The organism is Streptomyces sp. MMG1121, from assembly GCF_001280015.1.
GTDB lineage: Bacteria > Actinomycetota > Actinomycetes > Streptomycetales > Streptomycetaceae > Streptomyces.
Genome location: NZ_LGDV01000262.1, coordinates 138,136 through 159,496, shown reverse-complemented (window position 1 = coordinate 159,496; position 21,361 = coordinate 138,136). Strand labels below are relative to the sequence as shown.

The 21,361-nt window shown below is 71.5% G+C and carries 19 protein-coding genes; 10 read left to right on the top strand and 9 right to left on the bottom strand.

Going from position 1 to position 21,361, the window contains the following annotated elements:
- Window positions 1-34: 34 nt before the first annotated feature.
- Window positions 35-850, bottom strand: coding sequence for a GntR family transcriptional regulator (locus ADK64_RS41680; RefSeq protein ID WP_053667465.1), 816 nt, complete (start codon window positions 848-850; stop codon window positions 35-37).
- Window positions 851-934: 84 nt separating this feature from the next.
- Between ADK64_RS41680 and ADK64_RS41675 the strand changes: the two genes are divergently transcribed.
- Entirely contained in the window at window positions 935-2,140 is a 1,206-nt protein-coding gene (locus ADK64_RS41675; protein ID WP_053667464.1) for an NAD(P)/FAD-dependent oxidoreductase, read from the top strand.
- A 305-nt stretch (window positions 2,141-2,445) separates the two neighbouring features.
- Here ADK64_RS41675 and ADK64_RS41665 read toward each other — a convergent pair whose 3' ends face one another.
- Both ADK64_RS41665 and ADK64_RS41660 read right to left on the bottom strand, forming a co-directional pair.
- Window positions 2,446-3,348 (bottom strand): LLM class flavin-dependent oxidoreductase, encoded by a 903-nt coding sequence (locus ADK64_RS41665; RefSeq protein ID WP_053667463.1) that lies wholly within the window; start codon window positions 3,346-3,348, stop codon window positions 2,446-2,448.
- A gap of 25 nt (window positions 3,349-3,373) precedes the next feature.
- The gene (locus ADK64_RS41660; protein WP_053667462.1) at window positions 3,374-4,396 is read right to left on the bottom strand and encodes an aldo/keto reductase; all 1,023 of its coding nucleotides are present in this window, start codon (window positions 4,394-4,396) and stop codon (window positions 3,374-3,376) included.
- 172 nt (window positions 4,397-4,568) lie between these two features.
- Between ADK64_RS41660 and ADK64_RS41655 the strand changes: the two genes are divergently transcribed.
- Window positions 4,569-5,222, top strand: coding sequence for a TetR/AcrR family transcriptional regulator (locus ADK64_RS41655; RefSeq protein WP_078993161.1), 654 nt, complete (start codon window positions 4,569-4,571; stop codon window positions 5,220-5,222).
- Window positions 5,223-5,244: 22 nt separating this feature from the next.
- Here the strand turns inward: ADK64_RS41655 and ADK64_RS41650 are convergent, their stop codons facing one another.
- The 4 genes from ADK64_RS41650 to ADK64_RS41635 are packed head-to-tail and all read right to left on the bottom strand — an operon-like array spanning window position 5,245 to window position 9,093.
- Window positions 5,245-5,703, bottom strand: coding sequence for a MaoC family dehydratase (locus ADK64_RS41650; protein ID WP_053667461.1), 459 nt, complete (start codon window positions 5,701-5,703; stop codon window positions 5,245-5,247).
- Window positions 5,704-5,732: 29 nt separating this feature from the next.
- Window positions 5,733-7,256, bottom strand: a complete 1,524-nt coding sequence (locus tag ADK64_RS41645) for an acyl-CoA synthetase (RefSeq protein WP_053667460.1) — start codon at window positions 7,254-7,256, stop codon at window positions 5,733-5,735.
- Between the two features lie 36 nt (window positions 7,257-7,292).
- On the bottom strand, window positions 7,293-8,165 hold the full coding sequence (locus ADK64_RS41640) for an amidohydrolase family protein (RefSeq protein WP_159046474.1): 873 nt from the start codon (window positions 8,163-8,165) through the stop codon (window positions 7,293-7,295).
- Window positions 8,166-8,181: 16 nt separating this feature from the next.
- Window positions 8,182-9,093 carry an SDR family oxidoreductase gene (locus tag ADK64_RS41635; protein ID WP_053667458.1) on the bottom strand — a complete coding sequence of 304 codons (912 nt, stop codon included), beginning with the start codon at window positions 9,091-9,093 and terminating at the stop codon, window positions 8,182-8,184.
- Between the two features lie 101 nt (window positions 9,094-9,194).
- On the opposite strand from ADK64_RS41635, the gene ADK64_RS41630 reads away from it, so the two are divergent.
- On the top strand, window positions 9,195-9,650 hold the full coding sequence (locus tag ADK64_RS41630) for a MarR family winged helix-turn-helix transcriptional regulator (protein WP_053667457.1): 456 nt from the start codon (window positions 9,195-9,197) through the stop codon (window positions 9,648-9,650).
- Window positions 9,651-9,833: 183 nt separating this feature from the next.
- Here the strand turns inward: ADK64_RS41630 and ADK64_RS41625 are convergent, their stop codons facing one another.
- A complete protein-coding gene (locus ADK64_RS41625) occupies window positions 9,834-10,757 on the bottom strand; it encodes a helix-turn-helix transcriptional regulator (protein ID WP_053667456.1) in 924 nt (307 codons plus the stop codon).
- A 114-nt stretch (window positions 10,758-10,871) separates the two neighbouring features.
- Between ADK64_RS41625 and ADK64_RS41620 the strand changes: the two genes are divergently transcribed.
- From ADK64_RS41620 to ADK64_RS41590, 7 genes are all read left to right on the top strand, one after another.
- Window positions 10,872-11,462 carry a non-oxidative hydroxyarylic acid decarboxylases subunit B gene (locus ADK64_RS41620; RefSeq protein ID WP_053667455.1) on the top strand — a complete coding sequence of 197 codons (591 nt, stop codon included), beginning with the start codon at window positions 10,872-10,874 and terminating at the stop codon, window positions 11,460-11,462.
- A 57-nt stretch (window positions 11,463-11,519) separates the two neighbouring features.
- A complete protein-coding gene (locus ADK64_RS41615; RefSeq protein WP_053667454.1) occupies window positions 11,520-12,944 on the top strand; it encodes a non-oxidative hydroxyarylic acid decarboxylases subunit C in 1,425 nt (474 codons plus the stop codon).
- Between the two features lie 26 nt (window positions 12,945-12,970).
- Entirely contained in the window at window positions 12,971-13,219 is a 249-nt protein-coding gene (locus ADK64_RS41610) for a non-oxidative hydroxyarylic acid decarboxylases subunit D (protein WP_053667453.1), read from the top strand.
- Window positions 13,220-13,382: 163 nt separating this feature from the next.
- Window positions 13,383-14,372: a trypsin-like serine peptidase gene (locus ADK64_RS41605; protein WP_053667452.1), complete on the top strand. Its 990-nt coding sequence runs from the start codon at window positions 13,383-13,385 to the stop codon at window positions 14,370-14,372.
- 108 nt (window positions 14,373-14,480) lie between these two features.
- Window positions 14,481-16,127: an APC family permease gene (locus tag ADK64_RS41600; protein ID WP_053667451.1), complete on the top strand. Its 1,647-nt coding sequence runs from the start codon at window positions 14,481-14,483 to the stop codon at window positions 16,125-16,127.
- Between the two features lie 303 nt (window positions 16,128-16,430).
- Window positions 16,431-19,265, top strand: coding sequence for a lectin (locus tag ADK64_RS41595; RefSeq protein WP_234384939.1), 2,835 nt, complete (start codon window positions 16,431-16,433; stop codon window positions 19,263-19,265).
- A gap of 177 nt (window positions 19,266-19,442) precedes the next feature.
- Entirely contained in the window at window positions 19,443-20,558 is a 1,116-nt protein-coding gene (locus ADK64_RS41590; protein ID WP_234384938.1) for a PP2C family protein-serine/threonine phosphatase, read from the top strand.
- A 3-nt stretch (window positions 20,559-20,561) separates the two neighbouring features.
- On the opposite strand, the gene ADK64_RS41585 is transcribed toward ADK64_RS41590, so the two are convergent.
- Entirely contained in the window at window positions 20,562-21,350 is a 789-nt protein-coding gene (locus ADK64_RS41585) for a maleylpyruvate isomerase family mycothiol-dependent enzyme (RefSeq protein ID WP_053667449.1), read from the bottom strand.
- Window positions 21,351-21,361: the final 11 nt, after the last annotated feature.

Genomic DNA, 21,361 nt, shown 5'->3' with positions numbered 1-21,361 from the left:
GACGAGGACGGACTCATCGCGGGGCAGCACCCCGTCACCGCGCCGGAGCGGGCCGCCGTACGCTGCGCCCCGAGTGCGTGAACCGGCTTCCGGCCGGGTCGAGGCGGTAGCCGGCGCGGGCGTCGAACCGGGTCACCACGCTGAACCGGTCACCGCGGATCAGGGTGGTGCGCCATTCGACCGTGCGGCCGTGTGTACGGCCGAGCCGCTCGATGGAGAAGGCGGCCACGCCGTCGGGCAGGCCGAGCAGCCTCTGCTCGGCGGCGGTCGGAGTCACCGCCTGGATACGTTCCTCTCCGCCGACGAGGCGCAGGCCGCACCGATCGGCGAGTTCGTCGTAGAGCGCCGTATGGCCGAAGTCGGCGTCGAGCAGCGCCCGGGCGTCCGAGGCCGGCAGCCACACCTTGTCGTGGGCCAGCGGTTCCCCGTCGGCCAGGCGGATGCGTTCCAGGTAGAGCAGCGGCGTCGACTCCTCCAGGCCCAGGCGCACCGCCACGTGCGCGTCCGCGCGGATGTCGAGGGTGCGGACGATGCTGCGCTGTTCGAGACCGGCCGCCTCCACCGAGGCGAACAGGCTGTAGAGGGCGCCGACGGGCTGGTCTATGACGGCCTCGCCCGCCGGTCGCTGCCGTCGTCCCTTCGCCGCGGTGACCAGGCCCTCGTCCCGCAGCTCGCGCAGCGCCTCGCGGATGGTGTGCCGGCTGACTCCGTACCGGGCGGCCAGCTCGTTCTCGCCGGGGAAGGAGTCGACGAACTCCCCTTGCGCCAGGCGGGCCCTGAGGTCGTCACGCACATGACGCCACAGCGGGATTCTCCCCCGGCCGGGGGAGGGAGCGGGGTCCTGACCCATGGTCCGTCCTCATTCTTGTGTACGTACATATGGAAAGCTAATGTACGTACATTAGCTCGGACGGATGTGAGAGGGAAGCCGTACATGACCATCGACGCTCATCACCAGGTCCTGATCGTGGGCGCGGGGAGTGCCGGCGTCAGCGTGGCGGCCCGTCTGCTGCGCAGCGGGATCCGCGACATCGGGCTCGTCGAGCCCTCCGCCACGCACTACTACCAGCCGCTGTGGACCCTGGTGGGCGGCGGACGCGCTCCCGCCCGGGCGAGCGCCCGTCCGCAGCGGTCCGTCTTACCGAAGGGCGTCTCCTGGATCCGCGGCCGCGTGGAGACCGTGGCTCCCGGGGAGCGGACGGTCACCGTCGCCGACGGACGGACCGTCGGCTACGACAGGCTCGTCGTCTGCCCCGGTATCCAGCTCGACTGGAACAGGGTGCCCGGCATGGCGCAGGCCGTCACCGAGCCGCACACCTCGAGCAACTACACCTATGAACTGGCGCCCAGGACCTGGGACCTGATCCGCTCCATGCGCTCGGGCACAGCCGTCTTCACCATGCCGGCCGGCCCGGTCAAGTGTGGCGGAGCACCGCAGAAGATCGCCTATCTCGCCGCGGACCACTGGCGCGAGCAGGGTGTCCTGAAGGACATCCGGGTGGTGCTCGTGCTGCCCACGCCGGGCATGTTCGGGGTTCCCGTGTTCGCCGCGGAACTGGAGCGGGTCGCCGCCCGCTACGGCATCGAGGTGCGCAGGAACAGCGAACTGGTCGAGGTGGACCCGGACGGCCGCGACGCCGTCGTCGTCGACCACGCGCCCGGGGCCAGGGAATCCGTCCGCTTCGACATGATGCACGTCGTACCGCCCCAGTCGGCACCCGACTGGGTCAAGGCGAGTCCGCTGGCCGATCCGGCGGATCCCGCCGGCTACGTGGAGATCGACAGACACACCCTGCGCCATGTACGCCACCCCGACGTCTTCGCCCTCGGCGACGCCGGCTCGTCGCCCAACTCCAAGACCGGGGCCGCGATCCGCAAACAGGCACCGGTCGTCGCCCGGAACGTCGCCGCGAGCCTCGCGGGCGCCGAGTCGCTGCCCGCCTCGTACGACGGCTACTCCTCCTGCCCGATCACCACGTCACGGCACACCATGCTGCTGGCCGAGTTCGACTACGCCCTGCGCCACCGCCCCACCCTGCCCCTCATCGACACGACCCACGAACGCCGGGACATGTGGTACCTCAAGCGCTACGGTCTGCCGTTCCTGTACTGGAACCTCATGCTCCGCGGTCGCGCCTGAGCGGGGACGCCGGGCCGGGGCCGTCCCGCACCGCTTCCTGCGGCCGTGGCACGAGACGAGCCCCGTACCACCGACGACCACGATCTTCTGCACTGTCTCCGTTCGCTGATTCGCCTTCCGACGGACACCGGCGCATCTCGCGCGGGTCCGGTGCGCAGACGCGCACATCAACAGGACAAGGCAGCGTCCGGGTCTGTGACAGCCGGGGCGGAGCGAGGGGGCGGGGCGGCCGGATTCGAACCGACGTCCTCCGAGATGATGTCGCGGCGCACTACCTCTGTGCTACGACCCCGCCTTGCCGGTGATCATACAACCGGCCGCACCGCGGGCGCCTGGGCCGACTTGGCGATCACTTCGTCGGTGACCCACCGCGCGACGCCGGCCGGATACGGCGCCGGCAGTCCGAGGACGATGTGCCGGAAGCCGGCATCGAGTGCCTCGCCGATCGCGTCCCGGGTGGTGCCCGGCCGGTCGTAGGAGACGGGCAGGTGGATCGAGCGGGTGATCGCGGCGGGGTCGCGGCCGCTCTCGGCGCAGTAGCGGTCGAGCAGGGCGCTGCGGCGGACGGCGTCGTCGAGGTCGCCGCCCGGGATGTTCCACACGTCGGCGTGCTCGGCGGCCACGCGGAGCGTCGCGGCGGAGCGGCCGCCGATGACGATCGGCGGATACGGACGCTGCACCGGTTTGGGGTTGCCGAAGGCGCCGGTGAGCCGGTGGCGACTGCCGTGGAACTCGAAGGGTTCGGACTCGGTCCACAGGCGGCGGATCAGCGTGCAGGCCTCGGCGAGGCTCTCCACGGCGTCCGCGGTGTCCTGGAAGGGCAGGCCGTGTGCCGGGTACTCACGGCGGGCCTCGGGCGGGTTCGGCCGTGAGCCGACGCCGATGCCGAAGTCGAGCCGTCCGCCGGAGACGACGTCGACCGTCGTGGCGATCTTGGCCAGCATCGCCGGCGGCCGGAAACGGTTGCTGGTCACCAGGAGGCCGAGGCGCAGCCGGTGCGTCTGCGCGGCCAGGGCCGCGAGCAGCGTCCAGCCTTCGAAGACCGGGCCGTTCGGGTCACCGGCGATCGGCATGAGGTGGTCGAACAGCCACGCGTGCTCGATCTCGGGGATCGTGTCCGCCTCGCGCCAGACCCGCAGGAGGTCGTCGTACGTCACCTGCATGGGGGCGGTCATGATGCCGAAGCGGGGCCGGGGTGTGGGTGTCATGGCGTGCCTCTTCGCTCGTGGCCGGTCAGCGGCGCCGGCGCAGTGCCGGGTCGAGCAGCGCGGGCGGGGTGTCGAACTTCTCGTGCGCGGCCAGGTCGACGCCGGGGGCGACGATCGCGTCGACGGCGTCGAGCACGTCGGCGGGGAGCACGGTGTCGGCGGCGGCGAGCTGCGCGGTGAGGTGGGCCTGGGTGCGCGGGCCGATGAGGGCGCTGGTCACGGCGGGATGCGCGGTCACGAATCCGAGCGCGAGCTGGATCATGGTCAGGCCGGCCCGGTCGGCGACCTCGGCCAGTTGCTCGACGGCGTCGAGCCGGGCGCGGTTGGCCGGGACGCCGGCGTCGAAACGCTCCGGCAGGAGCGTCGACCGGTGGGTGGTGATGTCCCGGCCGGCGCGGACCGCGCCCGACAGCCAGCCCGAGGCCAGCGGGCTCCACACCAGCACCCCGAGCCCGTACTCCTCGGCCACCGGCAGCACATGGGCCTCGATACCGCGCTGGAGGAGGGAATAGCTGGGCTGTTCGGTGACGTAACGGCTCACGTGGTGCTCACGGGCGGCCCATTGGGCCTGCACGATGCGGTAGGCCGGGAAGGTCGAGGAGCCGAAGTAGCGGATCTTTCCCGCGCGTTGCAGGTCGGTCAGGGCCGACAGCGTCTCCTCGTCGCTGGTGGTCGGGTCCCACCGGTGCATCTGGTAGAGGTCGACATGGTCGACGCCGAGCCGGCGCAGGCTGTTGTCCAGCTCGGTCACCAGCCAGCGGCGCGAGCTGCCCCGATGATTGCGCTCGTCACCCATCGGCATGGTCGCCTTCGTGGCCAGCACGATGTCGTCGCGGCGGCCGGCGATGGCCTTGCCGACCATCTCCTCCGACTCGCCGGCCCCGTACATGTCGGCGGTGTCGATGAGGTTGATCCCGGCCTCGAGGGCGGCGTCGACGATGGCGGTGGCCTCGTCCTGTGTGGTGCGTCCGATCGCGCCGAAGTTCATCGCGCCGAGCGCGAGGGAGCTGACCTGGACGCCGGTGCGGCCCAGGGTGCGGTACTGCATGACCGTTCTCCTCCGTACGAGGGGTGCGCGGTGGCAGGGCATGGCTTGGCTGTCGGCCGTCGCTCTGACACCATGAGCAAACGGAACCTTGTTCCGGAAAAGAAGATACGGAACGTCGTTCCGTTTAGCAAGGCATACGGGGGCACGGCGCGCGATGACACACGAGGACGCGATGACACACGAGGAAGGGAGCGACGCGGTGAACGACGGCGACGCGAGCGCGGGGCGCGGAGCCCCGCCCCAGCGCAAGGACGCCCGGCGCAAGGACGCCCGGCGCAACAAGGAGACATTGCTCGACGCGGCCGCGGCGGTGTTCGTCGCCTCGGGCGTGGAGGCGCCGGTTCGCGACATCGCGGCGCAGGCGGGCGTCGGGGTGGGCACGATCTATCGCCACTTCCCGACGCGCGCGGATCTCATCATCGCCGTGTACCGGCACCAGGTGGAGAGTCTCGCGGAGGCCGGTCCGGACCTGCTCGCGAGCAGTGCGAGTCCGCACGCCGCGCTCGCCCGCTGGATCGACCTCTTCGTGGACTTCCTGGTCACGAAGCACGGCCTGGCCGGCGTGCTGCGGTCCGACAACGCCGGCTTCGACGCGCTGCACACCTACTTCCTCGACCGTCTCCTGCCCGTGTGCGCCCGGCTGCTGGACGCCGCGGCCGCGGCCGGCGAGATCCGCTCCGACCTGACGGCCCTCGATCTGATGCACGGCGTCGGCAACCTCTGCATCGGCGCGGAGCGCGACACGGGCTACGACGCGCGCCGACTGGTCCAGCTGCTGGTCGCGGGCCTGCGTGCCGACCCCGGCGGCGGGCGGCCGGGGCGCTGACGCGGGCCCGTACTCCGTGCGGTCAGGCGTAGTGCCGGTAGACGGCCTGCGCCACGCACACCGGCTTGGCGTTGCCCTCCGCCTCGACCGTGAAGGCCAGCCGCGTCTGGACTCCGTCGCCCTTGATCTCCTCGACGGACTCGACGGTGCCGTGCAGCCGGATCCGCGCGCCGACCGGTACGGGGCTGGGGAAACGGACCTTCTCCAGGCCGTAGTTGACGCTCATGGAGATGCCGGTGATGTGCAGCAGATCGCCGAACAGCGGGATGATCAGGGAGAGGGTGAGGTAGCCGTGCGCGATGGGGCCGCCGAAGGGGCCCTCCTTGGCCCGCTGCGGGTCGGTGTGGATCCACTGGTGGTCGCCGGTCGCGTCGGCGAAGGTGTCGACGCGCTCCTGGGTGATCTCCAGCCAGTCGGTGCGGCCGAGGTCGCGGCCGGCGAGGGAGCGGAGGCCGTCGAGGCCGTCGGCGTGCTGGGACATGGGGATGTCCGCCTTTCCAGGAGTTGGGGTCAGGAGTGGGGGAAGGACGCCCGTACGGCGGCTTTGACGACCTTTCCCGAGGCCGTACGGGGCAGGCTGTCGGCGAAGGCCACCGTCCGCGGGACCTTGTACTTGGCCAGCAGGGCGCGGGTGTGCGCGAGGACCTCCTCGGCGTCGGCGTGCGCCCCGGGCTCCAGGACGAGGACCGCGTGGCCGACCTCGCCCCAGACCTGGTGCGGCACGCCGACGACGGCGCATTCGCGGACGGCCGGATGGGTCAGCAGGGCGGCCTCGACCTCGGCCGGGTACACGTTCTCGCCGCCCGAGACGAACATGTCCTTGACCCGGTCGACGATGTAGGCGTAGCCGTCGTCGTCGGTCCGCGCGACGTCGCCGGTGCGCAGCCAGCCGTCGTCGGTGACGGCGGCCCTGGTGTCCTCGGGACGGTTCCAGTAACCGGCCATGACGTTCGGCCCGCTGACGAGGATCTCGCCCCGCTCCCCCGGTGCCGCCTCCCGGCCGTCGGGGAGCAGCACGCACGTGTCGGTGAAGAAGTGCGGTACGCCCGCGGATCCCGCCTTCGCCGAGGTCTGCTCCCGGTCCAGGAAGAGGACACCGGGGGACGCCTCGGTCATGCCGTAGCCCTGGCTGAAGGCCAGCCCGCGCGCGAGGTAGGTGTCGATGGTGCGGGCGGGCACCGGCGCGCCGCCACAGGTGAGGGTGCGCAGGCTGGAGAGGTCCGTCGTGGCCCACCGGGGGCGGGCCGCGAGGGCGTCGTACATGGTGGGCACGCCGAACATGTACGTCACACGCCGGCTCTCGACGACCTCCAGGACGCGCTCGGCGTCGAAGGCGCCGAGCAGGACCACGCGGCCGCCCTTCAGGAGGGTCGGCAGACACGTCATGTTGAGCGCGGCGGTGTGGAACAGCGGGGCGGCGACCAGGGTGACCTCGTCGCCGGTCAGGTCGCTGTCGACCAGGACGTTGACGCTGTTCCAGGTGATGTTGGCGTGGCTCAGGACGGCGCCCTTGGGGCGGCCCGTGGTCCCGGAGGTGTACATGATCATGCAGGGGTCGTCCGGGGCGACGGCCTCGTCCAGCGGGTCGGCGGTGGCGCCGGCGAGCAGGTCGTCGTAGCCGGGGGAGTCCGGACCGGCCGGGCCGAGGGTGATGCGGTGGCGCACGCCCGCTTCCGACGCCGCGAGTGCGGCCGGCTCGGTGTGCTCGGGGGCGTGCACCAGGACGGTGCTGCCCGAGTCGGCGAGGTTGTATGCCAACTCGCGTGCCGCGAGGCGCGTGTTGAGCGGTACGAAGACGGCGCCGAGGACACCGGCCGCGAACAGCGTCTCCAGGTGGGCGGGATGGTTGGGGCCCAGGTAGGCGATGCGGTCGCCGCGGCCGGCCCCGAGGGCGCGCAGGGCGTGGGCCAGGCGCAGCACCCGCTCGTGCAGGGCCCGGTAGCTGATCTCGTGGTCCTGGTGGACGACCGCGATCCGGTCCGGGGTCTTGCGGGCCCGGCGGGCGGGCCAGGAGCCGATGCCTTGGTTCAACACGGCGTCTTCCTCCGTCCTTTCCCTGCGTGCTTTGCCTCAGTCCTTGAGCAGGCCGAGCAGCCGGGCGGCGTTGTCCTTAAGGATTCTCGGCCGTACCTCGGGCTTGATGTCGAGGCGGGCGAAGTCGGCGAGCCAGCGGTCGGGCGTGATGACCGGGTAGTCGGAGCCGAAGAGCACCTTGTCCTTCAGCAGCGTGTTGGCGTACCGCACCAGCTGCGGCGGAAAGTACTTCGGCGACCAGCCCGACAGGTCGATGTGGACGTACGGTTTGTGCGTGGCGACGGCCAGGGCCTCGTCCTGCCAGGGGAACGACGGGTGCGCCAGGATGATGCGCAGTTCGGGGAAGTCCACGGCCACGTCGTCGACCAGCATCGGATTCGAGTACCTGAGCCGGATGCCGCCGCCACCGGGGACGCCGGCGCCGATGCCGGTCTGGCCGGTGTGGAACAGGGCGGGTACGCCGAGTTCCTCGATGGCCTCGTACAGCGGATAGGCCATCCGGTCGTCGGGCGAGAACCCCTGAAGGCCGGGATGGAACTTGAACCCGCGCACCCCGTGCTCCGTCACCAGGCGCCGGGCCTCCCGTACGCCCGCCCGGCCCTTGTGGGGGTCGACGCTGGCGAACGGGACGAGGACGTCGGCGTGGGCCGCGCAGCTCTCGGCGACCTCCTCGTTGGAGATGCGGGGGTGGCCGGTGGCATGCTCGGCGTCGACCGTGAACACCACGGCGGCCATGCGGCGTTCGCGGTAGTGCGCGGCCGTCTCCTCGATGGTGGGCTGCCGGTGGCCGTGCGCCTTGAAGTACTCGGCGGAGGCGCCGAGGAGTTCGGGGCTCAGCGAGGCGTGACCGTCCTTGGACACCTCGGCGTGGGTGTGGACGTCGATGGCGGTCAGCGTACTGACATCGATCGTCGGCTCGCCCATGTCATGCCTCCGGTGTCAGAGGAGCGGGGATGCCGTAGGTCTCGGGCTCGGCGCCCACGCCGCCGTGCCAGTGCTCGGCGAGGGCGTCGGCGCTCCAGCCGCCGTCGGCGAAGGCGACGGCCTTCTCGCGGGGGTGCGCCCACAGGGCCAGCCGGTCGCCGCCGATGCCGATGGCCTGGCCGGTGATGTCCTTGGCTGCGTCGGAGGCGAGGAAGGTGATCAGGCCCGCGACGTCCGCCACGGTGCCGAGCCCCTCGTCCCGGCGCAGCCAGGCCGGCAGAGGGGCGCCGGTGCGCTCCGACTCCGCGATGAGCGGCGCGAAAGCGGGGATGGTCTTGGTCATCTCGGTGGCCGCGACCGGGACGACTGCGTTGACGGTGATGCCGGACCTGGCCAGTTCCATGGCCCAGGTGCGCGCCATCGCCACGATGCCGGCCTTGGCGGCGGCGTAGTTGCTCTGGCCGAAGTTGCCGCGCTGACCGGCCGGGGAGGAGATGAGCACGATGCGGCCGCCGCTCCCCTGCTCGCGCATCCGCACGGCGGCCGCGCGGGCGCAGGTGAAGGTGCCGCGCAGATGCACCTTGACGACGGCGTCGAAGTCGTCGTCGGTCATCTTCCACAGCACCCGGTCGCGCAGGATGCCCGCGTTGGTGACCAGGATGTCGAGCCGCCCGAACTCCCCCACGGCGGCGTCGACGAGCCGCTCGGCGGCCTCACTGTCCCCCACGGCGGCCACGACCCCTGCCGCGGTCCCGCCCGCGGAGGTGATGCCGTCCACCGCCGCGTCGACCGCGCCGGCGTCGACATCGTTGACGACGACGGCGGCTCCGGCCGCGGCGAGGGCCTGGGCGTAGGCCAGACCGAGCCCGCGACCGCTGCCGGTGACGACGGCGACCTTGCCGTGCAGATCCATGGGTGCGCCTCTTTCCCGAGGGAGTCGATCGACAGGAATCCTGTCGGTTGCATCAGTGTTCTCTTCCGACAGGATTCCTGTCAATGCCTTAGGCTGGCCGCATGACGCACCCGACGAAGTCCCCGGCGGCGCGAGGCGTGGAGGCGGGCCCGTCCCTGCTCTATCTCCTCAAGCGCACCGAGCTGGTGGTACGCGCCCGCCTGGAGGAACTGGTCAGGCCGGCCGGCATCACCGCCCTGCAGTACACCGCGCTCACCGTGCTGGAGCGCCACGACGGCATCTCCGCCGCCCAGCTGGCCCGGGACTCCTTCGTCACGGCCCAGTCCATGGCCGACATGGTCCGCGCCCTGGAGGCCCGCGACCTCATCCGCCGCGAGGCGAACCCCGCCAACCGCCGCGAGAAGGTCATCCTCCTCACCGACACCGGCCGCCGCCTGCTGACCGACTACACCGAACCGGCCCGCCGACTGGAGCGACGCATGGTCCAGGACCTGAGCCGCGAGGAGGTCACCCACTTCCGGGACGCCCTGAAGAGCGCGCACCGGGCGTTGTCCTGAGGAGGCACCGGAGCCCTGCGCGAGGCGCTGGGTCCGTCGCTGGACGCGGCGCGACGGGCGTCCGCGGGACTCGAGGAGGCCGGCCTCGTCGGCACGTTCGCGGAAATGGCGTATCCGGCGCAGGCGTTGCGTCGCCGCGACAGGAAGACCGGTGCGGGCCGCGCCCTTCCCGCCCGGCGGGACCTACGCGTCCCCTCCCTGTCCGGCCCTCCCCCGCGCCCGCGCCCGGAACCCCGCCGGTGTCTCGCCGGTCCGCCGCCGGAAGAAGCGGGTGAACACGGTCGCGTCGGGAAAGCCGAGCCGGTCGCCGACGGCCGTGGCCGGCAGGTCGGTATGCCACAGCAGGCGCCGGGCCTCCAGCAGTACCCGGTCGTCGATGAAGGCCTTGGCTCCGCTGCCGACGGCCGACCGGGTCGCGCGGGTCAGGGTGCGGACGCTGTAGCCGAGGGCGTGCGCGTAGTCCTCGACCCGGTGGGTCCGGGCGAAGTCGCGCTCGACGGCCCGCTGGAAGCGCCGGAACGCCTCGGTGCCGCTCGCCGCGGCCTCCCCCTGCCCGTGTGCGTGGGACAGCCGTAGCACCAGCACCGACAGCAGGTGTCGTACGACGTCGATCTGGACCTCCAGCGGCAGGTCGGCCAGCCGCCGGTACTCGCTGCGCAGCAGCCGGAGTACGGCGTCCAGGGCTGCCGCGTCCGCGTCCGCCGGGGTCAGCGGGGCGCGCCAGACGGGCTGGTCCACGCGCGCCGCCTCGACCGTCGCCGGGGTGAGGAATCCCGGGGTGAACAGCACGACGATCCCCTCGGCCGAGGCGAGGTCGGAGTCGTACTGGTGGATCTGGCCGGGCCGTACCCACAGCCAGTCGCCCGCGGTCAGCTCGCACGCGCCGAAGTCGAGCGAGCAGCGCAGGCTGCCGCCGCGCAGGGCGATCAGCTCGTGGAAGGCGGGTCGCTTGGCCGCGTAGGGATCGAGGCCGTGGCCGTGGGCGCGGCGGGGCAGCGCGGAGAGGTCGAACACCTCCGCCCCGGGCGGGGCACCGACGGCGGCACGGTAGGGGGCCGGGGGGATGTCGACCCGGTCCGTCGAGTGCGGGTGTCCGTTTTTGTCCATGGTCTGTCCTCAGCGTACGCCGCCGGCCTCGGGATGTGCACCTAGCGTCGAGAGGGCGGTGACCGAAATGGTTGCACGCCCCCCGCGTCGGACGAACCGAAGGAGCCGAATCCCGTGCGACTGATCGTGGGCATGACGGGAGCGACGGGCGCCGTGTTCGGCGTCCGGCTGCTGGAGCAGCTGGCCGCGCTCGCGGACGTGGAGACACATCTGGTGCTCAGCCGCTGGGCACGGACGACGATCGAGCTGGAGACCGGGCTGGCCGTCTCCGACGTCACGGCGCTGGCCGATGTCACGTACCCGCCGGAGGACCAGGGTGCGGCCATCTCGTCCGGCTCGTTCCGCACGGACGGCATGGTCGTGGTGCCCTGCTCGATGAAGACCCTCGCCGGTATCCGCGCCGGGTACGCCGACGGGCTGGTCGCACGGGCCGCGGACGTGGTGCTCAAGGAGCGGCGCCGGCTCGTACTGGTCCCGCGCGAGACACCGCTGAGCGAGATCCATCTGGAGAACATGCTCGAACTCGCCCGCAAGGGTGTGCAGTTGGTGCCTCTGATGCCGGCGTTCTACAACCACCCGCAGTCGGTGGACGACCTCGTCGACCACGTCGTCGCGCGCATCCTCGACCAGTTCGACCTGCCCGCCCCCGCGGCCAGGCGGTGGGAGGGCATGCGCTCGGCCCGCGCGCTGCGCGCGACCGGCTGAGGCGTTCCCCCCTCATTCACTTCCCAAGGACCCGACTCCCCAGCAAAGGACGTTCCGATGCCCTACGACGACCTCCGCGGCTTCCTCGACGCGCTCCGTCAGGAGGGTCAACTCCTGCACGTGTCCGACGAAGTACTGCCGGAGCCCGACATCGCCGCCGCGGCGAACGCCGCCCCGCGCCTCGGCGACGCGGCGCCCGCCCTGTACTTCGACAACGTCAAGGGCTTCACCGACGCGCGGATCGCCATGAACGTGCACGGCTCGTGGGCCAACCACGCGCTCGCGCTCGGTCTGCCCAAGGAGACCGGCGCCAAGGAGCAGGTCGCCGAGTTCGCCCGGCGCTGGGAGGCGTTCCCGGTCGAGCCCGAGTGGCGCGCGAACCCGCCGTGGGCGCAGAACACCCTGGAGGGCGAGGACGCCGACGTGTTCCGGGTGCTGCCGCTCATCCGGCTCAACGACGGGGACGGCGGTTTCTACATCGACAAGGCCGCGGTCGTCTCCAAGGACCCCGACGACCCGGAACACAGTGGCAAGCAGAACCTTGGCATCTACCGCATCGAGGTCAAGGGCCGGCGCAGGCTCGCCATCCAGCCCGTGCCGATGCACGACATCGCCCTGCACCTGCGGGCGGCCGAGGAGCGGGGCGAGGACCTGCCCGTCGCGATCACCCTCGGCAACGACCCGGTGATCACCATCGCCGCGTCCACCCCGATGAAGTACGAGGAGAACGAGTACGGTCTCGCCGGCGCCTTGCGCGGAGCACCCGCGCCGATCGCGCAGGCACCGCTGACCGGGCTGCCCGTGCCGTGGGGCAGCGAGGTGGTGATCGAGGGGGTCGTCGAGGGCCGCAAGCGGGAGATCGAGGGACCGTTCGGCGAGTTCACGGGCCATTACTCGGGCGGCCGGAGCATGCCGGTGATCCGCGTCGACCGGATCTCGTACCGCACCGACCCGGTCTTCGAGCACCTGTACCTCGGGATGCCCTGGACGGAGTGCGACTACCTCATCGCCGCGAACACGAGCGTGCCGCTGTTCAAGCAGCTCAGGGCGGACTTCCCGGAGGTGGTGGCGGTCAACGCCTCCTACACGCACGGACTGGCCGTCATCGTCTCGACGAAGAGGCGGTACGGCGGTTTCGCCAAGGCCGTGGGACTGCGGGTGCTGACCACGCCGCACGGGCTCGGCTACGCGACCACGGTCATCGTGGTGGACGAGGACGTCGACCCGTTCGACCTGCCGCAGGTGATGTGGGCGCTGTCGACCAAGATGAACCCGGCCGGGGACCTGGTCACCGTCCCGGGCCTGCCGGTCGTGGAACTCGCACCGCAGGCCCGGACCCCGGGCATCGTGGACAAGCTCGTCATCGACGCGACGACGCCCGTCGCACCCGACCGCCGCGGCACCTACGGCAATCCGGTCCGGGACCTGCCCGAGGCTGGCGAATGGCTCACCCGTCTCAAGGCCCTCGCCGCCCACCGCTGACCGCTTCCCCGCGAAGGAGACCCGCCATGGCCGAACCCACGAGCACCGTCTGCCCGCGCTGTGCCTGCACACGGCTCGAACACGTCCACTCCTCCCCCGTCCCCGGTGTCTGGGACGTCCTCCAGTGCGCTCGCTGCCTGTACATGTGGCGCACCAGCGAACCCGCCCGGCGGGCCCGGCGCGAGGCGTATCCCGAGGGTTTCCGGCTGACCGAGGAGGACCTCGCGAGCGCCGACGAGGTGCCGGCCGTACCGCCGCCCCGCGCCTCGGCCTGAGCGGGGGGGGGAGCACGGCTCGTACACCGGGAAGTCCGACGGACGTTGATGCTCCGTCAGCGGCCGTACGCACGCGGCGTCCGGATTCGGGCGTGCACCCTGGGACTCCCGCTGCCCCGGGCTTATGGTGAGCCGTCACCTGCGGCCGCCCTGAGGGGAACTGATGGAGCTCGGGACCAGATTCGTCCGCCACGCCGCCGGCTGCGCGGCTGCCCTTCTGCTCAGCGCCGGACTCACCACGACGGCATCCGCCGACAGCACCACGGCCGGCCACAACCCGGTCGCCGCCCGGCTCGACGCCTACTGGACACCGGCCCGGATGGCCGCCGCCCTGCCCGCCGACGCCCGCAAGGGCGCACAGGGCGGTACGGCGGCACCGGCCGTGTCCCCCGCGGTGGACGGGCCGCGGCCGGGCGAGTACATCCCGCCGAGCCGGAGCTTCGACGGCATCCCGCAGGCCGGCTCCTTCTTCTGGACCGATGCCAGCGGGACCGGCCGCACCTGCAGCGGCTCCGTCGTGCGCAGCCCGGGGCACGACCTGGTCCTGAGCGCCGGCCACTGTCTGAAGGGGTATGCGGGCACCTCTCCGAAACGGCATCTGGCCTTCGTCCCGCAGTACCACGACTCGCTCAAGCCCTTCGGGGTCTTCCCGGTGCGGACCGACGGCGTCTATGTCCCGCAGCAGTACTACGACCTGGGCGTGCACGCCGGGGCCGAGTACGACTTCGCCTTCGCGGTCACCGAACCCAACGAGGACGGAACGGCGATCCAGGACGCGGTCGGCGGCGTACGGCTGCTCACCGGAACCGGCTACCGCCACGCCCCGGTGCGGATGATCGGCTACCCGGCGGGGGCGGAGAAGCCGCTGGAGTGCTGGAGCTGGACCACCCGCTGGGACAGCGACGACGCGGCCGAGCCGGGTACGTTCCCGCGGATCGCCTGCGACGCCTTCGTGGACGGAACCAGCGGCGGCCCCATGCTCGTCCCGTGGCCGGGCGGCTGGGCCGTCGTCGGAGTGATCGGCGGCTACCACACGGGCGGCAACACTCCCCAGATCTCCTACAGTGCCTACTTCGGCGCCGCCACCCAGGCCCTGTACGGCGCGGCGGTCAGCGGCGCCACGCCGGCCGGTCCGCGGCTCGCGGCCGGCTGACGAGCGGGCCCGGGCGGCCCGGATCCGGTCCCCGTACGCGCCCGGCCAAAAACCCGTCAGCGTGGCACGATGGTGGTGAACATCACCCTATGTGAGGGGGTGTGCGCCATGGGCGTGTCCGGGGCGACGCCCGGTCCGAAGACCCACAGACCAGGACTGCGGCGCGAGATCGGGTTCATCGGGCTGATCTGGGCCTCGGAGGGCTCGATCATCGGCTCCGGCTGGTTGTTCGGCGCACAGGGGGCGTTGGCGGCCGCCGGACCGGCGGCGATCATCTCCTGGGCCATCGGCGGCCTGGCGATCCTGATCCTGGCACTGGTGCACGCGGAGCTGGGCGGCATGTATCCGGTGGCGGGCGGCACCGCCCGCTTCCCGCACTACGCCTTCGGCGGCGCCGCCGGCGCGTCCTTCGGCTGGTTCTCCTGGCTCCAGGCGGTCACGGTGGCACCCATCGAGGTGCTGGCGATGATCACGTACGCCCAGCACTACTCCTGGGCGAGCGGCTGGGAGAAGGTCAAGAGCGACGAACACCTGCTGACCCCGCCCGGCATCGCCGTCGCGGTCGGGCTGATGGCCGTCATCACGGCCGTGAACTTCCTCAGCATCCGTCTGCTGGCCCGCACCAACAGCGCCGCCACGTGGTGGAAGGTCGGCATCCCGCTGCTGACGATCTTCGTGTTCGCCATCGCCCAGTTCCACACCGCCAACTTCACCGCGGCGGACGGCTTCAACCCCTACGGAGCCAAGGGCATCCTGTCCGCCGTCTCCACCAGCGGCATCATCTTCGCGCTGCTGGGCTTCGAGCAGGCCGACCAGCTCGCCGGCGAAAGCGCCAACCCCAAGCGGGACATCCCGCGCGCGGTGATCGGATCGATCGTCATCGGCATCCTCATCTACGCCCTTCTCCAGGTCACCTTCCTCGCCGCGCTGCCCGCCTCGCAGATCGGCAGCCACTGGGCGACGTCCGCGTTCACCGCCCTGAGCGGGCCGTTCGCCCAGGTCGCCACGCTCATCAGCCTCGGCTGGCTGGCCACGATCCTGTACCTCGACGCCGTGATCTCCCCCGCGGGCACCGGACTCATCTACATCACCGCCTCCTCCCGGGTCTCCTTCGGCCTGAGCCGCAACGGTTACGTCCCCTCCGCGTTCGAGGCCACCAACCGGCGCGGGGTGCCCTGGGTCGGACTGATCACCGCCTTCGTGATCGGCTGTGTCTGCTTCCTGCCGTTCCCCAGCTGGCGTTCCCTCGTCGGACTGATCACCAGCGCCAGCGTGCTCATGTACGCGGGCGCGCCGCTGTCCTTCGGGGTGTTCCGCGACCGGCTGCCCGAGGCCCACCGTCCCTACCGGCTGCCCGGCGGCCGCTGGATGTCGCCGCTCTCCTTCGTCGTCGCCAACCTGCTGATCCTGTGGTCGGGGTGGACCACCGACTGGAAGCTCGGCGCCGCCATCCTCATCGGCTACGTCGTCCTGATCGCCAACCGTGTCTTCAGGATGAACCCCATCACGCCCCAGCTCGACCTGCGCGCCGCCCAGTGGCTGCCGGTCTACCTGGTCGGCATGGGCCTCATCGTCTACCTCAGCGACTTCGGGCCGCTCAAGCACCCCTGGTTCCCGCTGTGGTGGGACATCGGCGTCGTCGCCGTCTTCAGCCTCGTCATCTACTACTGGGCCATGGCGGTGGCGCTGCCCGCCGAACAGATCCAGCGTCTGATCGACCAGGTGGTCGTACCGGAGGAGGAGGGCATTCTCTGACGGGCTCTGTTCCGACGCTGTGAACCGAGAGTGCACCGGCGCTTCAACGCGCCGGTGCACTTGTGCATGTGACGTGTCGCCAGTCGGATTCTGACTGCTTTCGGCCGCCGTACGGCTGGTTCTTCATCGCGCGTCCTTGACAGCGGGGACCGCAGGGGCCAGCTTTCGGGACAACGTTGTCGAAGGGACACGGTCACGATGACACGATCCACCCGACTCAGAGAAAACGGCAGAACCCGCTTGCTCCTGGCCCGAGTTCTGCCCCCCTTCAGACTCCCGTCCGTACTGGCCGTCGGCGCCCTGATGGTGGGCGTCGCATCCGCCCCGGCCCACGCCACGGCGGTCACGGCCGCGCCGGTCAAGGACCCCGCCGCCCTGGTGAACCCCTTCATCGGGACCTCGCACGCCGCGGACGACTTCCCGGGCGCCGACGCCCCGTTCGGGATGGTCCAGTGGAGCCCCGACACCCCGCACCGGCCGGACGGCGGCGGCTACGAGTACAACGACTCGTCCATCACCGGATTCAGCCTCACCCACATCGCCGGACCGGGCTGCCGGGCCGCCGGTGACATCCCGGTCCTGCCGACCGTCGGCGCGGTGGACACGGGCGCCACGGACAGCTTCTCGCACACCCACGAGTCCGCCTCACCGGGCTCGTACTCGGTGGCGCTGGACAACGGCGTCAAGACGGAACTGACCGCGACCACCCGCAGCGGCATGGCGCGCTTCACCTTCCCGGCCACTGACCGGGCGAACCTCCTGCTGAAACTGACGAACAGCCAGAACGGCGACACCGACGCACAGTTCAAGGTGGTGAACAGCAAGGAGGTGCGCGGCAGCGTCACCAGCGGAAACTTCTGCGGCGAGGGCAACGCCTACACCGTCTACTTCGACATGGTGTTCGACCAGCCGTTCCAGCACAGTGGCACCGCGCTGGCCACCCCCACGGCCACCACGCCGAGGACCGACGTCTCCGCCAGTACCCCGGAGGCGCCGAACAAGCCCGTGCTGCACGGCGTCGTCCCCGGCGCGGCCCACCCCTTCGCCGTCCGGGCCGGCGGCTCCGACGGCTACGTCACGTTCGACACCACCACCCACCGAACCATTCAGGCCAAGGTCGGCATCTCGTACGTCTCGGCCGCGGGCGCCGTGGGCAACCGTACGGCGGAGAACCACGGCTGGAACTTCGCCCAGGTGAGCGGAGCGGCACACACCGCCTGGAAGTCCCTCCTCGGCCGGGTGCGGATCACGGGCGGGACGGCCGAACAGCAGACCGTCTTCTACACGGCGCTCTACCACGCGCTGTTGCACCCGAACGTCATCAGCGACACCGACCGCCGCTATCCCGGCTTCGACGGCAAACCGCACACCGTCGACAAGGGACACGGCGCCGCCTACGCCAACTACTCGGGCTGGGACGTCTACCGCTCGCAGGCCCAGCTGGAAGCCCTGCTCGCCCCGGCCGCCGCCTCCGACACCGCCCAGTCGATGGTCGACGACTACCGCCAGACGGGGCTGTTCCCCAAGTGGTCGGAGAACAACGGCGAGAGCTACGTCATGGTCGGCGACCCGGCGGACGAGATCATCGCCGACTACTACGCCTTCGGGGCCAGGAACTTCGACACCGCCGCCGCCCTCAAGGGCCTGATCGCCGAGGCCACCGCCACCAACAACAACCGGCCCGGCCTCAACTACCTCCAGCAGCTCGGCCGGCTGCCCAGCAACGGCAAGTACGGCTGCTGCAACTACTACGGCCCGGCCTCCACCACACTGGAGTACAACTCGGCGGACTTCGCCCTCTCCGCCCTCGCCGGAGCCCTCGGCCACACCGCCGACCAGCACCGGTTCGCGGACCGGGCGCAGGACTGGCGGAACCTCTTCGACCACGGCAGCGGCTTCGTCCAGCCGCGCGACGCCTCCGGCACCTGGACCCCGGGATTCTCACCGACCTCGGGCAAGAACTTCGTCGAGGGCGACTCCTGGCAGTACACCCCGATGGTGCCGTTCAACGTGCACGGACTGGCCACCGCCATGGGCGGCGACGCGGCCCTGGCCAAGTTCCTGGACACGGACCTGTCCTCGCTGACCGGCGCCGGCGGCTACACCAACCTGGGCAACGAGCCCAGCCTCAACATCCCCTGGGAGTACGACTACATCGGCCTGCCGTACAAGACCCAGCGGGTCGTCCGGCAGGTCCAGGACCAGATCTGGACCGCCGACCCGTCGGGCCTGGCCGGCAACGACGACCTGGGCGAGATGAGCTCGTGGTACGTGTGGTCCGCCCTCGGCATGTATCCGGAGACCCCGGGCACCGCCGACCTGGCGCTGGGCAGCCCGCTCTTCACCCGGGCGGCGATCACCCTGCCGTCCGGCCACACCCTCACCATCAACGGCACGGGCGCCGCGGACGACGCTCCGTATGTGCAGTCGGCCACCTGGAACGGCACGGCGTGGAACAAGGCGCACGCGCCCGACGGCGCCCTCGGCGCCGGCGGCACCCTCACCTATGTGCTCGGCACCTCCGCCAACCCCTCCTGGGCGGCGGACGCCTCCGCCGCGCCGCGCTCCTATCCGGGCTCGCCCACCTACACCGGCGTGGGAACGTCCGGGGACACCGCCGCCGCCTCGGCGAACTTCGACGGCGCGGGCTACAGCTACTCCACCCACGCCCTGGCCGCCGCGGGCGTCACACCGGGCGGGAAGGTCACGGCCGGCGGGGTCTCGTTCACCTGGCCCGAGGTGGCGCCCGGCGCACGGGACAACTACGAGGCGAACGGACAGACCGTCCGGGTGTCCGGGTCCGGCAGCATCTCCTTCCTGGGTGCCGCCAACAACGGCCCGGCCTCCGGCACCGCTACCGTCACCTACACGGACGGCACGACCCAGTCGGTGCCCCTCGCCTTCTCCGACTGGACGCTGAGCGCGGGTGCCGCCACCCCGCTCGCCGACAACACCGTCGCGGTGACGATGCCCTACCGCAACGATGCGGGCACCGTGTCCGACAGCACCAGGACGTACGTGTTCGCCACCACACCGGTGGCGCTGGCCCCGGGCAAGAAGGTCAGCGACGTGCGTCTGCCGTCCGACGTCAACAGCGGAGGCCTGCATGTCTTCGCGATCGGCTGCGGCACCGGCTGAGCCGTCCGGAACATGCCGCCCGGTGGAGCAATCACCGGGATTGTGGTGCACGGCCCGCCAGGCTGGACGGCTGTCGAGGTCGTGTGACAGGAGTCCCGGGTGCGTAGACCACAGAGGCCGAACCGTCAGGTGTGCCGTCCCGCTCCGGGGACGGCACACCGCGGGGCCGGAGCCGGTGTGCCTGCGGCTCCGCTGTGGCTGTGCTGGCTGCCGCTCCTGTACGTCGTGGCCGTACTGGCGCTGGAGCCCCTCACTCCGGTGGAGTGGCCGGTGAGTTTCGCGCTGATCGGGGTGCCGCTGGTGACCGCCTTCGGCTACGGGCCGGTGGGCGTGGCCGGGGCCACGGTGTTCGCCATGGTCCTCGAAGGGGTGCTGGCCGGCACCCCGTGCTGTGCGGGCCGGTCCGTCGGCTATCTGTGGGACCGGCACTACGTCGCCTCCTACATCTGTACCGCTCTGGTGGGCGCCCTCGGCACGATCCTGGCCGCGCACCGGATCCAGCGCGAGCGCACGCTGGCCGACGTGCGGTTCGTGGCCGAGATCGCGCAGCGCGTGCTGCTGCGGCCGGTACCGCACCGGATCGGCCATCTCCTGCTGGAGAGCCTGTACCTGTCCGCCGCCGCGGAGGCGCGGATCGGCGGTGACCTCTTCGAGGCCGTCCCCACCGGGTACGGGGTCCGGCTGCTCATCGGCGACGTGCGCGGCAAGGGCCTGCTCGCGGTGGAGACCGCCGCCAGCCTGCTCGGCGCGTTCCGGGAGGCGGCGTACGAGGAACCCGATCTGGCCGCGCTCGCCACCCGGCTGGAGACGAGCATGATCCGCAGGGCGGAGCAGCTCGGCGGGACCGAGACGGTCGAGCGGTTCGTCACCGCGGTCTTCGCCGAGATCCCGGCCGACGGCGGGCTCGTCTACATGGTCAACTGCGGCCATCCGCCGCCACTGTGCCTGCATGCCGGTCAGGTGCGCGAGCTGGACAACGGACGGTCGGCGCCGCCGCTGAACCTCGGCGTGCTGGTCCAGGAGCCGTACCACGTCGACGTCTACCCGTTCCGGCCCGGCGATCAGCTGCTGCTGTACACGGACGGCGTCACGGAGACGCGGGACGCGTCGGGCGTCTTCTACCCCCTGCTCGACCGCGTCCGTTCCTGGGGCCCGCTGCCACCCCGGGAGTTGCTCGCGCGCCTCCACGACGATCTGCTGGCCCACAGCCCCCGCGGGCTGCAGGACGACACCGCGGCGCTCGCGGTGTGCCTGCTGCCCGGGGAGCCGTCCGCGCCGGAGCCGCCCGGATGAGCGTCAGAAACCGGTGTGGGCGAACCAGTTGTCGAGGACCGCGGTCGCTCCCAGGACCTCGTAGGCGGACTCCTGGTACGAGCGGCGCCCGTAGAGGAGCAGCAGGAGGTCCGCCGCCCGCCCGCGCACGGCCGCCGTGGCCTCGTCCTGGTCCTGCGGCACCAGGCGGAAGCCGTCCGGGTCCAGCCGCACGCGCCATTCCTCACCGGTGTCCGCGCTGTGGAAGGCGAGGGTCTCGCCGGTGCCGCGCAGTTCGGTCACGCCGGGGGCGAAAAGGCCCGCGTAGGGCAGATTGACGAGGAACTCGTCCACGCCGTCCGCCGCGAGCGCGGAGTCGATGTCCCACGCCTGAAGGCCGACGGCGTGCTCCGCGTCCACCCGGTGCACCAGCGTCTCGAACAGCATCCGGCGGGCCCAGAACCGCGCGTGCTGGTCCTCGCCCCAGGCCCACATCGCCGCCTCGGGGTCCGTGTCCCGCAGGACGGCCGCGACGGCGGGTTCCCCGGCCGCCACCCAGCCGGGGTACTCCCGCGCGTCCTCCGGCAGCCCCAGCTCCACCTCGCGGCTGCGCGGCGGCTCCTGCACCAGCCGGGTCAGCAGCGCGCCGAACCAGCGCTGCAGCGCTCCCACGTGCTGGGTGAGTTCGGCCAGCGTCCAGCCGGGGCAGGAGGGCACGGCGCCGGCCGGGTCGGCGCCCTTGACCGCCTCGGCGAAGCGCAGGGTCTCGCGGGCGATGGCCTCGCGGTAGGTGTCGTACGGCAGGGGGTGTCCCTGCCTGCTGGTCGCTGCCATCGGCTGCCGCC

Excerpts from the sequence above, each read along its gene's own strand:
- ADK64_RS41680 (WP_053667465.1), bottom strand. The coding sequence starts at position 850 with ATGGGTCAGGACCCCGCTCCCTCCCCCGGCCGGGGGAGAATCCCGCTG.
- ADK64_RS41675 (WP_053667464.1), top strand. The coding sequence starts at position 935 with ATGACCATCGACGCTCATCACCAGGTCCTGATCGTGGGCGCGGGGAGT.
- ADK64_RS41665 (WP_053667463.1), bottom strand. The coding sequence starts at position 3,348 with ATGACACCCACACCCCGGCCCCGCTTCGGCATCATGACCGCCCCCATG.
- ADK64_RS41660 (WP_053667462.1), bottom strand. The coding sequence starts at position 4,396 with ATGCAGTACCGCACCCTGGGCCGCACCGGCGTCCAGGTCAGCTCCCTC.
- ADK64_RS41655 (WP_078993161.1), top strand. The coding sequence starts at position 4,569 with ATGACACACGAGGAAGGGAGCGACGCGGTGAACGACGGCGACGCGAGC.
- ADK64_RS41650 (WP_053667461.1), bottom strand. The coding sequence starts at position 5,703 with ATGTCCCAGCACGCCGACGGCCTCGACGGCCTCCGCTCCCTCGCCGGC.
- ADK64_RS41635 (WP_053667458.1), bottom strand. The coding sequence starts at position 9,093 with ATGGATCTGCACGGCAAGGTCGCCGTCGTCACCGGCAGCGGTCGCGGG.
- ADK64_RS41630 (WP_053667457.1), top strand. The coding sequence starts at position 9,195 with ATGACGCACCCGACGAAGTCCCCGGCGGCGCGAGGCGTGGAGGCGGGC.
- ADK64_RS41625 (WP_053667456.1), bottom strand. The coding sequence starts at position 10,757 with ATGGACAAAAACGGACACCCGCACTCGACGGACCGGGTCGACATCCCC.
- ADK64_RS41615 (WP_053667454.1), top strand. The coding sequence starts at position 11,520 with ATGCCCTACGACGACCTCCGCGGCTTCCTCGACGCGCTCCGTCAGGAG.
- ADK64_RS41610 (WP_053667453.1), top strand. The coding sequence starts at position 12,971 with ATGGCCGAACCCACGAGCACCGTCTGCCCGCGCTGTGCCTGCACACGG.
- ADK64_RS41605 (WP_053667452.1), top strand. The coding sequence starts at position 13,383 with ATGGAGCTCGGGACCAGATTCGTCCGCCACGCCGCCGGCTGCGCGGCT.
- ADK64_RS41600 (WP_053667451.1), top strand. The coding sequence starts at position 14,481 with ATGGGCGTGTCCGGGGCGACGCCCGGTCCGAAGACCCACAGACCAGGA.
- ADK64_RS41595 (WP_234384939.1), top strand. The coding sequence starts at position 16,431 with ATGGTGGGCGTCGCATCCGCCCCGGCCCACGCCACGGCGGTCACGGCC.
- ADK64_RS41585 (WP_053667449.1), bottom strand. The coding sequence starts at position 21,350 with ATGGCAGCGACCAGCAGGCAGGGACACCCCCTGCCGTACGACACCTAC.